Here is a 12,376-nt window from a genome sequence, read left to right as displayed (position 1 = left end):
CCTATGATCCCGAGACGGGACACGAGAAACATCTCTAGGCAACCATGCGGCGTGATTACACCGCGTGAGGTTCTTGCTCGGTAACGAATGAAAATAGGGCGGCATGTCATCTTGGGGCAGTTAAGACTGGGATCGAGGTCGAATTGGCATGCGCATCACCTGCGTCCACCAGGGATACGAACTCTACGGTTCCGACCGCAGCTTTGTCGAAAGCGTGCGGATCTTCCGCGCGGCCTATCCCGGCGCCGTCATCGATGTGGTCCTGCCCCGGACCGGCCCGATCGTGGGTGCCCTCGAAGGGGTCGCCTCGCGGATCGTGTTCGAGCCGCTCTGGATTCTCCGGCGGCGCGACCTGCCGCGCCTCGCGACCCTCGGTCTGCTGACGCTGCCGGTGGCGATGCTGCGCGCCTGGCGGCGGTTGCGCGCGAGCAACCTCGTCTACATCAACACCTCCGTGGTGGCGGATTACCTCCTGGCCGCCCGGCTCTGTCCCGGCCGCGCCATCGTGCATGTCCACGAGATTCCGCAAGGGGCCACCCTGAAGCTGCTCAGGGGGCTGATCCGCTGGAGCGGGGCCGACATCGTGTTCAATTCCCGCGCCACGGCGAGCGCCTTCTCGCTGACCTCCAAGGTCGCCATGCGGGTGGTCTATAACGGCATTGCGGGACCGGAGACGCCGCCACCCTCGACCTATGATGGCGCGCGCCCCTTGCGCCTGCTGATGCTGGGCCGGATCAGCCGCATCAAGGGCCAGGAAATCCTGGTCGAGGCGATCCGCTCGCTGCCGCCGGAGGTGCGCGCGCGGCTCGACGTGCGCATCGTCGGCAGCGCCTTCGAGGATACGGCACGCGAAGAGGCGCTCGGCCGTCAGATCGCCGATGCGGGGCTCGGCTCCATCATCCGCCTGTCCCCCTTCGTCGATGACCCGTCCGATCTCTATCGCTGGGCGGACGTGGTCACGGTGCCGTCGCGCCTGCCGGAATCCCTCGGCCGGGTGGCGATCGAGGCCATGGCCTATGGCCGCCCCCCCGTCGTCTCCCGCATCGGCGGGCTGACGGAAGTGGTCGAGGACGGGTCGAGCGGCTGGGTCGTTGCGCCCGATGATGCCCGCAGCCTCGCCTCCGCCCTGGAGCGGATCGTCACCGATCCGGCCTCCTGGCACGGCTTCCCGGCCGCAGCCCGTGCCCGCTACGCGGCTCTGTTCGGAGAAGCCGCCGCGGCGGAGGGGCTGGTCGCGATGGTCAATGCCCGCATCGGCGGCCGCGCCGGCGCCGATGCCAGCACCGTCGTGGCGGGCTGAAGCGCCATGAACGGTCTGAGCCGCCTCGTGCGCCGCTTCATCCTCATGCTGGGGGGCGAAGTCACCCAGAGCGCCTTCCATTTCGGGATCAACATCGTCCTGGCGCGAAGCCTAAGCCCACACGATTACGGGCGCTTCGCCATCCTCTTCCTCGTGGGTGGGCTGGCGCTTACCTACATCCGGTCGCTTGCCGGAGTGCCGGCCACCATCACGATTCCGCCGCGCGCCGGACGACGCGCGGCGCGCGGGTTCGACGTGACCTTCGGTACGGTGGCGGTCATCCTCTCCGCGACGATCGCGGCCGGAGTCTGCGCGGCGCTGATGGCGACCTCCGACATCAACGCCCTAGCCGGCAGCCTCTTCGTCGGCCTCTGGTCGCTGCGCAGCTACCTGCGCCTCGCACTCTTCGCCAAGCACCGGCCGGCGATTTCGGGGATGGGAGACGTGGTCTTCGCCCTCTCGGGCACCGCCTTCACCGTGGCAATGATCCATTTTCAGGGCGCACCCGGCCTCGACGAGACGCTGTTCGCCCTGGCCTGCGCCAACGGCCTCGGCATCGTCGCCTCGCTCGCCCTGTTGCGGGAACCCATCCGACTGAGCCTCGGCCGCTCGGTGCGCCGCCGCTACGGGGCGATGATCCCGACCCTGTCCTGGTCCCTGGTCAACGTCACCACCGCCAACGTCCAGGGCCAGGGGCAGAGCCTTCTCGTGGCCGCCATGGCGGGGCCGGCCGCCTATGCGCCGATGGCCGCCACCTTCGTGCTGTTCTCGCCCCTGCGGCTCTCGGCATCGGCCCTGATCAACATGGTCCAGCCCGAGGTGGCGGGCCATCTCGCCCGGGGCAACTTCACCCTCGCCCGACGCTTCGCCCTCATCTGCTCCGGCCTCCTCGGGCTCGGCTGCATCGCCTACGGCGCCATCATCCTCTCGGTGCTCGAACTCATCGAGCACAAGCTGTTCGCCGGCCAGTTCTCGGGAGCGCCGATGATGCTGATCGCGGTGGCGGCCTGGGCCATCGTCACGGTCTCGCTCATCCACGCACCGATGCGTATTCTGATGGAGACGATGCAGGACTTCCGTCCCCTCTCGGTCATCGCGGGCGTGAGCGTGGGAATCGGCGCCGTCGCCGTGATCGGCCTGCTGCTGATGGCCCAGCCGGCTTGGTCGCTCTTCGGCGTCCTGATCTCCGAAGTGGTGGTGCTGGCGGGCTGCCTCTGGATGCTGAAGCCCTGGCGCGCCGCCATGCCCGTGATGCAGCCCGACCTCGGCCGCGATATCGAGGCGGGGACCGGCCGATGACCCTTTTTACCCTCCGCGAGACTTCTCGCACCATCCATCCCGACACGTCGGATGCGCGCGCGGATGTGTCTCGCTGCGTGGCGATAGCCAGGACATCCCAGTCATGAGCGTGATCCAAGACGTCCCCGCACCGACGCGCCCCGCCTCCGTCCGCCGGTACGACGCACGCCTCCACACCACGATGGCGACGGTCGCCCACCTCTGGAGCAGGCTCGAATCCGACGGGACCGCCACGGCCTATCAGCGCCTCGACTGGGCGACGGCCGTCATCGAGCGCCTGGGCGCCGCCTCCAAGGCCGAGCCGGTCATCGTCGAGGTGATCGACGCCACCGGGCGTTCGGTCATGCTGGTGCCCCTGGCGCGCCTGCGCCATCGCGGCTTCCGGACGATCACCTGGCTCGATCTCGGGGTCTGCGACTATGCGGCGCCGATTCTCGCCCCCGGTATCGACCTCTCGGCCGACGAGATAGCCCTGGCCTGGACCGCGATCCGGGGCGTGCTTCCTCGGGCCGACCTGATCCAGATCAGCCGGATCCCCGACGATGTGGGCGGCCGGCCCAACCCCTTCGCCACCCTGCCCGGCTGCCGCCGGATGGACATGCAGGCCTCGGGCGTCGCCATCGAGGGCGACGCCGAGACTTTGCTCGCGCGCCTGTGCCGTCCCAGCACCCTCAAGGACATGGCCAAGCTGCGCCGCCGGCTGGAACGGGCGGGCACCGTCACCTTCGTCGAGGCGAGGAGCGCCGAGGAGATCGACCGGATCTTCGATGCGCTGGTGGAACAGCGCCGCTCGCGCTTTGCCGAGATCGGCCGCTTCAACCTGCTCTCACGCCCCGATGTGGAAGCGTTCTACCGTGAAGGCGCCCATCGGGGCCTCGCCGGCGGACCGGTCCGCCTGTTCGGATTGGCGGTGGACGGGGAATGGATCGCCTGCGCCTACGGCCTCGTCCATGGCGGGACCTTCCATGGCCTCCTGCTGACGATGGCGGGAGAAACCTGGCGCAACACCTCGCCAGGCCTGCACATCGTCGCCGAAACCCTGCGCTGGGCTCGTGCCGCGGGGCTCGGCTACTTCGATTTCACCGTCGGCGTGATGCCCTACAAATCCGATTTCGGCGTCCAGACCCGGGACCTGAGCGAGCTCGCGGAGGTGGTGACCCTTCGCGGGCACATGGTGAAGCACACGATCACGGCAGCCGAGGCGGCCAAGATCTGGCTGCGCAGCCATCCGGAATGGTTCGCCCGCGCACAGAAGGCGCGCCGATGGCTCCGGCGCAAGGTGGCCTGAAATCGCCGCTCGAAGCGCCGGTTGGCCTCCCCGCCCGATGATGCTAGGGACGTGCTTGGTGAGTCTCCGTAGCTCAGCTGGACAGAGCACAGGTTTCCTAAACTTCAATTGGGCGTCGCGAGGGGAAACCACGCGGCGGATCCGCTCAAATTCGGGGAACGCCCACGGCCCGCATGCGCGCTGGCCCGGCCGATCCCGAGCCAAGCCCCGGAGCCATCCGGGGAAGGTGTAGAGACTAGACGGGCGGCGCCTAAAGATCGCGAAGGGTCATTCCCCACCGATCCATGGCGAAGGGATAGTCCAGACCACGAACGCTCCGGCACGGGGCGGCGGCGGAAGCCGAAGTGGGATGAAACCTGGGGTCGCAGGTTCGAGACCTGCCGGGGACGCCACCACCACCCCATCCTCGACCGATCGTCCCTTCCCCGGGCTCCGTGCCCGGCAAGGGCGTGGAATAGTACGGCCGTGCCGTCTTTTTCGGGTTGGGTTGAGCAGGGGAACGTGGAAGAAACAGCAACCATAAGAGCCATGAGCGTCGAGGATCTGTCCAAGGGCAAGGTGCGCGACAAGGCTCATGAGACTGGACGGGATCTGACATGGCTGGGCAAAAGACCGATGCACGCGATGTCCATGTCGGCATGCGCATCGCCGAGCAAAGGAAGAGATCGGCCCTGACCCAGAAACGTGTCGCCCAGAGTTTCGGCATGTCTGCGGCACAACTTCAGAAGTACGAGAAGGGCATCAACCGCATCAGCGCGATCCATCTCGAGATTCTGAGTCGCATGACCGGGATGCCGATCGATTACTTCTTCGATGGCATGGACCGTAGCGACGACGCCCCGCTCCGTGGTCTGAGCGAGCCGCCCCAGCAGACCTTCGTGCCCCAGGACGGAGCGCTGGCTCCGTGGAGCGGTCTCGTCGATGTCGTCGCCAAGCACGTGACAGAGCATTTCTCGGACGCCAACCGCCGCGAGTTCGCAGCCGCCATCCATGCCCTGGACGAAAAGCTGAACGGATGATCTAAAGTATGATTCGTTCGTTTTAGCGGATACGTTCGGTTTGTCATCTTGACCGCCTGGGGAGGGAGTGCCAGAAGCTCTCCGTTCCGAAGACCGGGTCGAACGCTGCCGAGGCGAACCCGAAACGGGGGGCCTCAGATGCCGCGTTCCAACTACCTGTTCACCAGCGAGTCGGTCTCCGAAGGCCATCCGGACAAGGTCTGTGACCGGATCTCGGACACCATCGTCGATGCCTATATCGCCGCGATGCCGGAAGCCCGCCTCGGGGTCGAGACCCTGGCCACCACCAACCGCATCGTCATCGCGGGCGAGGTGCGCGGCCCGGATTCCGTCACCTTCGAGCACCTGGAGCACCTCACCCGCGAAGCGGTGAAGGACATCGGCTACGAGCAGTCGGGCTTCCACTGGAAGAACAACGACATCGCCATCCACCTGCACGCCCAGTCCGCCGATATCGCGCAGGGCGTGGATTCTTCCGGCAACAAGGACGAGGGTGCCGGCGACCAGGGCATCATGTTCGGCTACGCCTCGGACGAGACGCCGGAGCTGATGCCGGCGCCGATCTACTACGCCCACAAGATTCTCAAGGATCTGGCCGACGCCCGCAAGGCGAAGCAGGGCGATGCGGCCAAGCTCGGCCCCGACGCCAAGAGCCAGGTCACCGTCCGCTACGAGAACGGCCGCCCGGTCGGCATCACCCAGATCGTGCTCTCCACCCAGCACATCGACGAAACCCTCGATTCCGCCGACGTGCGCGCCATCGTCGAGCCCTACATCCTGGCGGCCCTGCCCCAGGGCTGGGTCGGCGAGGAGACCGTCTGGCACGTCAACCCCACCGGGAAGTTCGTCATCGGCGGGCCGGACGGGGATGCCGGCCTGACCGGCCGCAAGATCATCGTCGACACTTATGGCGGCGCGGCACCGCACGGCGGCGGCGCATTCTCCGGCAAGGATCCGACCAAGGTCGACCGCTCGGCGGCCTACGCCGCGCGCTACCTCGCCAAGAACGTCGTGGCCGCCGGCCTCGCCACCCGCGCGACGATCCAGCTCGCCTACGCCATCGGCGTCGCCAAGCCGCTCTCGATCTACGTGGACCTGCACGGCACCGGGACCGTCGACGAGGCCAAGCTCGAAACCGTGCTGATGGATGCCCTCGACCTCTCACCCCGCGGCATCCGCATCGCCCTTGGCCTCAACAAGCCGATCTACGCCCGCACCTCCGCCTACGGCCATTTCGGCCGCAAGCCCGAGGATGACGGCGGCTTCTCGTGGGAGCGCATCGATCTCGCCGACACCCTCAAGTCGGCCCTGTCCTGACCCGTGGAGAACGGGCGGGATGATCTCCCGCCCAACGAGGGCGGGACGGCAATCGAGGGCGCGGACCGTGCCTTCTACGGCCGGCGCAAGGGCAAACGCCTGCGGGCCGGACAGGAACAGCGGCTGGCCGACCTGTTGCCGCTCCTGCGCGTCGCGCTGCCGACCGAGGGGGCGCGGCTCGACCTGCCCGGACTTTTCCCGAATCCGGTGGACGAGGTCTGGCTCGAGATCGGGTTCGGCGGCGGCGAGCATCTCGCCGCCCAGGCCACGCGTCACCCGCAGGTCGGCATCATCGGCGCGGAGCCTTTCGTCAACGGCGTCGTCAAGCTGCTGTGGGCCGTCGATGACGGCGACCTCGACAATGTCCGGATCTGGGACGAGGACGCCACCCAGCTCCTCGCCGCCATTCCCGATGCGAGCCTCGCCCGCGTCTACCTGCTCTATCCCGATCCCTGGCCCAAGCGCCGCCAGCGCAAGCGGCGATTCGTCTCGGACGAGACGCTGTCTGAGATCGCCCGGGTCCTGAGGCCCGGCGGCGTCTTCCGCTTTGCCAGCGACATCGACGATTATGCCGGCTGGACCCTGGTGCGGGCCGCGCGATGCGACGCCCTCAGCTGGACTGCCGAAGCCGTCACCGACTGGAAGCGCCCCTTCCCGGAATGGCCGGGCACCCGCTACGAGGCCAAGGCGATCGCGGCCGGCCGTGGCCCGACCTACCTGGAGTTCCGCCGGCTGGGCTGAGCGGGTGCGTTCCGGCACGGCTTTTTCGTCGTAAGCCCTTGCGGCGCAGAGCGTTGCGACCTCAGATGCCGGGGCAATGAGCATCCGGGGCTACCGGGTCGAGCGATGATGCCCCATACGAGTCCGGGGCGCCGCCGAATGAGGTTGCGGAGTGGGCAGCGGATCTGATCCAGGATCGCCAGTGCTGGGGGATGCGCGTCCCCAGGCCGACCCCTATCGGCGCAGCTTCGATGAGGCCGGAATCGGACTCGTCATCCTCGATTGCGGCACGGAGCGCATCCTCGACGCCAACCCGTTCCTGACAAACCTCCTCGGATACGAGGCGGGGAGCCTGACGGGGCGGCCCGTGACGGTGCTCGGAGACGGTCCCGACCTGCTCTCCGCTGGCATCCGGAGCTGGGGCACCGCGAGCGGGAGCCCCGTCGACGTCCGCATCCGGACATCGCCCTCATCCGATACCGGCGCCCTCCGCACCTTGGTGGTCGAACGGGCCGATGCCGACGACATCGTGCGCTCGGAGGAGAACCGCGCCGCCCTCACCGCCGCCGGGCTCGGAGAATGGCGGATCGATCTCGCGGACGGGCTCCTCAGGGTGTCGCGGCGGGCAGCCCATATCCTCGGTTTCCCTCCCGGTACGTTACTGACCTGGCCGCAGGTCGCCGGCCTGATGGAGGCGCCCGAGGTGGAGAGGGTGAAGGCGACCGCTCGTGCGGCGATGCGCGACGGCACCCCCTTCGCCATCGAGGCCCGCCTGCGTCGCGCGGGCGACGACATCGAGATCCGGATCAGCGCGAGGGGGCAGGCGATCGGTGCCGTGGGCGACCGATCCGGAATCGTGGTGGGTGTGCTGCAGGACGTGACGACGCGGGTGGAGGCGCGCGACGCCCTGCGCGAGAGCGAGGAGCGCCTGCGCATCGCCACGTCGCTGGCCGAACTCGGCATCTTCGAATGGCATATGCTCGACGATCAGGCCGTCTGGGAGAACGAGCGCATGTTCGCGATCTTCGGGCGTCGTTCCGAAGAGGGGGCTCTCGGCAAGCGCGAGTTCCTCAGCACCGTCCTCCATCCCGACGACCGCCCCGCGTTCCGCCGGGCGATCTCGACGGCCTTGCGCGAAGATTCCACCCTGCAGGCCAGCGGCCGCATCCAGCGCGCGCATGACGGCGCGTGGCGCATCATCGACATGGCCGGGCGCTTCGAAAGCGACGCCCCCGATCGTCTCCCCCGCAGGCTCATCGGCGTCGTCGCCGACGTGACCGAACGCAGGATCGCCGAGGAACGGCAGGCCCTGCTGATCCGCGAGTTGCACCACCGGGTGAAGAACACTCTGGCCACCGTCCAGGCCATCGTCGGCTCCACGGCCCGGACGGCGTCCAGCATCGAGAGTTTCTACGAGGCCTTCGTCGGGCGGATCATGTCGCTCGCCCACACCCATTCGGTCCTCACCGAGGATACCTGGCAGACCGCGTCCCTGCGCAACCTCCTCGAGAACGAGCTCAGACCCTATGGCGACGGCGCGTCGGACGGTCCGGGGGCGAGGCGGATCGTCCTCGACGGGCCGCCGGTGGATCTCACTTCCGAAATCGCGGTTCCCATCGGCATGGCGATCCACGAACTGACCACCAACGCGGCAAAGCACGGCGCGCTCTCGACGCAGGAGGGCCGGGTCGCCATCGTCTGGAACGTCACCGAGGATGCGGCCGGGAAAACCCTGCATCTCGCCTGGTCGGAATCCGATGGGCCGCCGGTGCGACCGCCGACGCGTCAGGGCTTCGGCTCACGCCTGCTGCAGCGGGTGCTCACGGCGCAGGTCAGCGCCGACATCGCGGCGAGCTATCCCCCCGAAGGGTTTCGCCTGACCATGACGGCGCCGCTTCCCGCCCGGACCGAAGGACTGAACCCGCTGGCCTGACGGAGCTTCACGCCGCTCCGCGGGCGGCGCCCTCCTCGCCGCCCGCCTCGACGAAGGCCTTGAGCTCATCGAGGGAATCGAAGGTGAACTGACCGCGCGGCGTATCCGCCTCGATGGAGCCGTTCGAGTACATCACGTAGGTGTTGCCCCCGGACGCGTAGGTGCCCACCACGGCAAGACCGCCCTTAAGGAGGCTCGCAGCAGGATCGGCTTCCTCGGGCGGTGCCGGGCTCGGCACAGTCTCCGGCTCATCGACGACCGACGATCTCAGTCCCAGGGGCTCTTCGCGATCGGCCTCGCGAGGCGGCGCCGGGGGCAGCGCGACAGGCGCGGGGGGTGCCTCCACGACCGGGGGGACGGGCTCGGGTGCCGGGATGACCGTATCGACCATGGCCGTCGGCTTGACCGCCCGAGGCGGCTTGTTCGGCTTGATCCGGCGCGCCGGTGCGGCCTCGGCATCGGGCTCGACTGCGCGGAGCTGATTCTGCCGGGCGTCCTCGACGGGGGGAGGCGGCGGTTCGGGCAGGAGATCCGGCAGAAGCGGCGATGCCGGGTCGCTGCCGAGCGGGGCCTCGTCGGCAAAATGCGGCGGCGACGCGAGCCTCGGTTCGGCGAGCCCGACCGCGCTCGGGCGCTGCCGCCCGGGGGAGACCGGCTCCTCCGCCGCATCGGCCGTGTCGAGCCCCGGCGGCTCGATCCGCCCCCGTGCCTCGAATACCGACGGATCGACGCCGAGCCCAGCTCCCTGCTCCAGCAGGACCCGCTCCAGGCGCTTCAGGTAGGTGGCCACCACGGCCAGACCGAGGAGGAGCGCGCCGGACGACGCCGTGGCGGCGCCCGCGATGGTCATCGTCCAACCGCTTTCCAGCCTGACATAGGGAAAGCCCTGGACGACGGAGGCGATGCCACCGACGATCATGACGACGGCGAGCGCGAACAGCGCGAGGATCATGGAACTCTCTAACCAACGCCCGCACATCAGAAGTGCGGCGCGCACAGTAAGGCCCGGTCCGGGTTTTGCAAAATCGACCTCCAGGAAAATCCCCCCACGCCCTTCGATGCCGGACTCCCGTTGCCCTTGGAGGAGGACCGACTTAGGTACGAACGCGTTGGAGAGCGGACGGTGAGCCCCTCGCATCCCTCGGAGCGAGCCTCACCCCTGCGCCATCAGACCCGGGAGACCTGCCTATGACCTTCACCCTGCCCGAACTGCCCTACGCCTACGACGCGCTCGGCCCCTACATGTCGAAGGAGACCCTCGAGTTCCACCACGACAAGCACCACAAGGCCTATGTCGATACCGGCAACAAGCTGCTCGAAGGCACGGGTCTCGAAGGCAAGACCGTCGAGGAGATCGTCACGGCGTCCTACGGCACCAACCAGCCGCTGTTCAACAATGCCGGCCAGCACTTCAACCACCTCCACTTCTGGAACTGGATGAAGCCCAACGGCGGCGGTGCGGCCCCGGCGGCCCTGGCCGCGAAGATCGACGAGGATCTCGGCGGCTTAGACAAATTCAAGGCGGATTTCATCCAGGCGGGCGTCGGCCAGTTCGGCTCGGGCTGGGCCTGGCTCGCGGTCAAGGACGGCAAGCTCGCGATCCTGAAGACCCCCAACGGTGAGAACCCACTGGTGCACGGTGCCAAGCCGATCCTCGGCGTCGACGTGTGGGAGCACTCCTACTACATCGACTACCGCAACCGCCGCCCCGACTACCTCAAGGCGTTCATCGAGAACTTGGTGAACTGGGAATACGTCGAGAAGCTCTACGGCGAAGCCTCGAAGTAACGTCTCGGTTCCTGTCGCGCCGCGGGTCTCGCGACTCGCGGCGTTGTCGTGCGGAGCCGCCGGCATCCATCGGGGCCTGACGAGACCGTCGCAGCGCGGCTCTCCTCCCTCCTTGTGGGGAGGGGGAACGCATATCGACGAAGCCTTCCGTTTCCCTCTCTCCGATCGATTCGCATGATCCGCAGCATCCTCTCCGTCGGCGGCTGGACGCTGGTCTCCCGCGTCACCGGCTTTGCTCGCGACGTGGTGATGGCGGCCGTGCTCGGGGCGGGGCCGGTGGCCGATGCCTTCGTCGTCGCCTTCCGGCTGCCAAACCATTTCCGGGCGATCTTCGGCGAGGGGGCGTTCAACACCGCCTTCGTACCAGCCTATGCCGGCCTGTCCGAGACCGGCGAGGCGGGCGCGGCCCGGCGTTTTGCCACCCGCGTCTTCACCCTGCTGCTGCTGACGCAGATCGTCCTGCTGGCCCTCGCCTGGTCGGCGATGCCGTGGGTGGTGCGTGCCCTGGCGCCCGGCTTCTCGGACGATCCCCTCCGCTTCGATCTCGCCGTCGCGCTGACGCGGATCACCTTTCCCTACCTCCTCTTCATCACCCTGGTGACGTTGCTGTCGGGCATCCTCAATGCCCACCGCCGCTTCGCCGTGGCGGCCGGCGCCCCGGTCCTCCTCAACCTCTCGATGCTGGTGGCCCTGGCGCTGGCGGGGTTCTTCCCGAACGCCGCCTACGCCGCCGCCTGGGGCGTTTCGGTCTCCGGCGTGCTGCAATTCGGCCTCGTCTGGCTCGCCTGCCGGCGCGCGGACATCGCGCCGGCGCTCGGCGCGCCGACCCTGCGTGATCCGGCAATGACGCGGTTCTTCAAGGTGCTCGGTCCGGCGGTGATCGGCGCGGCCGGGTTCCAGATCGCCTCCTTTGCCGACACGATCATCGCGAGCTTCCTGCCCACCGGCGCGGTCTCGGCCCTCTACTACGCCGACCGGCTCTACCAGCTGCCCTTCGGCGTCATTGCCATCGCGGCGGGGACGGTGCTGCTCCCCGAGATGAGCCGGCGGATCGCCAAGGGTGATGTCGTGGGTGCGCATGCGGCGCAGAACCGGGCGGCGGGCTTCTCGCTCGCCCTGTCGGCCCCCTTCACCATCGCCTTCCTCACCCTGCCCGGCCTGATGATGACGGCCCTGTTCCAGCGCGGCGCCTTCGGCGCCGAGGATGCCGCCCGCGCCGCCTCGGTGCTCGCCGCCTACGGCCTCGCTTTGCCCGCGGTGGTGCTGGTGCGCAGCGCGGTGGCGAGCTTCTATGCGCGCCAGGACACGATGACGCCGCTCATCGCATCACTCGCCTCCATCGCCCTCAACGTTGCGCTCAAGATCGTGCTCACCGGGCCTTACGGCGTGACCGGCCTGGCGCTGGCCACTGCCATCGGCCAGTGGCTCAACCTTGCGCTGCTCGTGGGGCTCGCGTGGCGCCGGGGCTGGACGGCACCGAGCCGGGGCCTTGGCATCACCGTCATCGGCGTGGTCGTCGCCTGCGCCGCTCTCGCCGCAACGGCGATCTACGGCCTTCCGATCGTGGAGCGCTCGGTGCCGGCCCTGCCGCATTTCCGCGAGATCGTGGTGCTCGGGCTTCTCGGGATCGTCGGGGCCCTCGTCTACGCCGCCCTGCTGCTGGGGACCCTGCGGGCCTTCGGCCTGCGCTTGCGCCGGGCTTGATCCTCTCG

The 12,376-nt window shown here is 68.4% G+C and carries 10 protein-coding genes; 9 read left to right on the top strand and 1 reads right to left on the bottom strand.

Translation table 11 applies throughout. The features are described from left to right. The first annotated feature begins 148 nt into the window (after positions 1-148). From FPV16_RS09315 to FPV16_RS09285, 7 genes are all read left to right on the top strand, one after another. Complete coding sequence (locus FPV16_RS09315; protein ID WP_227437929.1) at positions 149-1,300, top strand: glycosyltransferase; 1,152 nt, start codon at positions 149-151, stop codon at positions 1,298-1,300. Between the two features lie 6 nt (positions 1,301-1,306). Continuing rightward, a complete protein-coding gene (locus tag FPV16_RS09310) occupies positions 1,307-2,599 on the top strand; it encodes a hypothetical protein (protein ID WP_227437928.1) in 1,293 nt (430 codons plus the stop codon). Positions 2,600-2,702: 103 nt separating this feature from the next. Then, positions 2,703-3,887, top strand: a complete 1,185-nt coding sequence (locus FPV16_RS09305; RefSeq protein ID WP_227437927.1) for a GNAT family N-acetyltransferase — start codon at positions 2,703-2,705, stop codon at positions 3,885-3,887. A 596-nt stretch (positions 3,888-4,483) separates the two neighbouring features. Beyond that, on the top strand, positions 4,484-4,906 hold the full coding sequence (locus tag FPV16_RS09300; RefSeq protein WP_227437926.1) for a helix-turn-helix domain-containing protein: 423 nt from the start codon (positions 4,484-4,486) through the stop codon (positions 4,904-4,906). A gap of 138 nt (positions 4,907-5,044) precedes the next feature. Further along, positions 5,045-6,223 carry a methionine adenosyltransferase gene (gene metK / locus FPV16_RS09295; RefSeq protein ID WP_227437925.1) on the top strand — a complete coding sequence of 393 codons (1,179 nt, stop codon included), beginning with the start codon at positions 5,045-5,047 and terminating at the stop codon, positions 6,221-6,223. A 3-nt stretch (positions 6,224-6,226) separates the two neighbouring features. Continuing rightward, the gene (gene trmB / locus FPV16_RS09290; protein ID WP_227437924.1) at positions 6,227-6,964 is read left to right on the top strand and encodes a tRNA (guanine(46)-N(7))-methyltransferase TrmB; all 738 of its coding nucleotides are present in this window, start codon (positions 6,227-6,229) and stop codon (positions 6,962-6,964) included. A 181-nt stretch (positions 6,965-7,145) separates the two neighbouring features. Next, positions 7,146-8,876, top strand: a complete 1,731-nt coding sequence (locus FPV16_RS09285; RefSeq protein WP_227437923.1) for an HWE histidine kinase domain-containing protein — start codon at positions 7,146-7,148, stop codon at positions 8,874-8,876. 7 nt (positions 8,877-8,883) lie between these two features. Here FPV16_RS09285 and FPV16_RS09280 read toward each other — a convergent pair whose 3' ends face one another. Then, positions 8,884-9,828 carry a hypothetical protein gene (locus tag FPV16_RS09280; protein ID WP_227437922.1) on the bottom strand — a complete coding sequence of 315 codons (945 nt, stop codon included), beginning with the start codon at positions 9,826-9,828 and terminating at the stop codon, positions 8,884-8,886. Between the two features lie 236 nt (positions 9,829-10,064). Here FPV16_RS09280 and FPV16_RS09275 point away from each other — a divergent pair, with 236 nt between their 5' ends. Both FPV16_RS09275 and murJ read left to right on the top strand, forming a co-directional pair. Then, the gene (locus FPV16_RS09275) at positions 10,065-10,664 is read left to right on the top strand and encodes a superoxide dismutase (protein WP_227437921.1); all 600 of its coding nucleotides are present in this window, start codon (positions 10,065-10,067) and stop codon (positions 10,662-10,664) included. 174 nt (positions 10,665-10,838) lie between these two features. Next, positions 10,839-12,368 (top strand): murein biosynthesis integral membrane protein MurJ, encoded by a 1,530-nt coding sequence (gene murJ, locus FPV16_RS09270; RefSeq protein WP_227437920.1) that lies wholly within the window; start codon positions 10,839-10,841, stop codon positions 12,366-12,368. Positions 12,369-12,376: the final 8 nt, after the last annotated feature.

The sequence above is a fragment of the Methylobacterium sp. W2 genome, from assembly GCF_020662345.1.
Lineage (GTDB): Bacteria > Pseudomonadota > Alphaproteobacteria > Rhizobiales > Beijerinckiaceae > Methylobacterium.
The sequence above is the reverse complement of the archived record's forward strand: the minus strand, read 5'-3'. Positions and strand labels throughout refer to the sequence as shown.

Coding starts and splice junctions, on each gene's coding strand:
- FPV16_RS09315 (WP_227437929.1), top strand. CDS start 149: ATGCGCATCACCTGCGTCCACCAGGGATACGAACTCTACGGTTCCGAC.
- FPV16_RS09310 (WP_227437928.1), top strand. CDS start 1,307: ATGAACGGTCTGAGCCGCCTCGTGCGCCGCTTCATCCTCATGCTGGGG.
- FPV16_RS09305 (WP_227437927.1), top strand. CDS start 2,703: ATGAGCGTGATCCAAGACGTCCCCGCACCGACGCGCCCCGCCTCCGTC.
- FPV16_RS09300 (WP_227437926.1), top strand. CDS start 4,484: ATGGCTGGGCAAAAGACCGATGCACGCGATGTCCATGTCGGCATGCGC.
- metK (WP_227437925.1), top strand. CDS start 5,045: ATGCCGCGTTCCAACTACCTGTTCACCAGCGAGTCGGTCTCCGAAGGC.
- FPV16_RS09280 (WP_227437922.1), bottom strand. CDS start 9,828: ATGATCCTCGCGCTGTTCGCGCTCGCCGTCGTCATGATCGTCGGTGGC.
- FPV16_RS09275 (WP_227437921.1), top strand. CDS start 10,065: ATGACCTTCACCCTGCCCGAACTGCCCTACGCCTACGACGCGCTCGGC.
- murJ (WP_227437920.1), top strand. CDS start 10,839: ATGATCCGCAGCATCCTCTCCGTCGGCGGCTGGACGCTGGTCTCCCGC.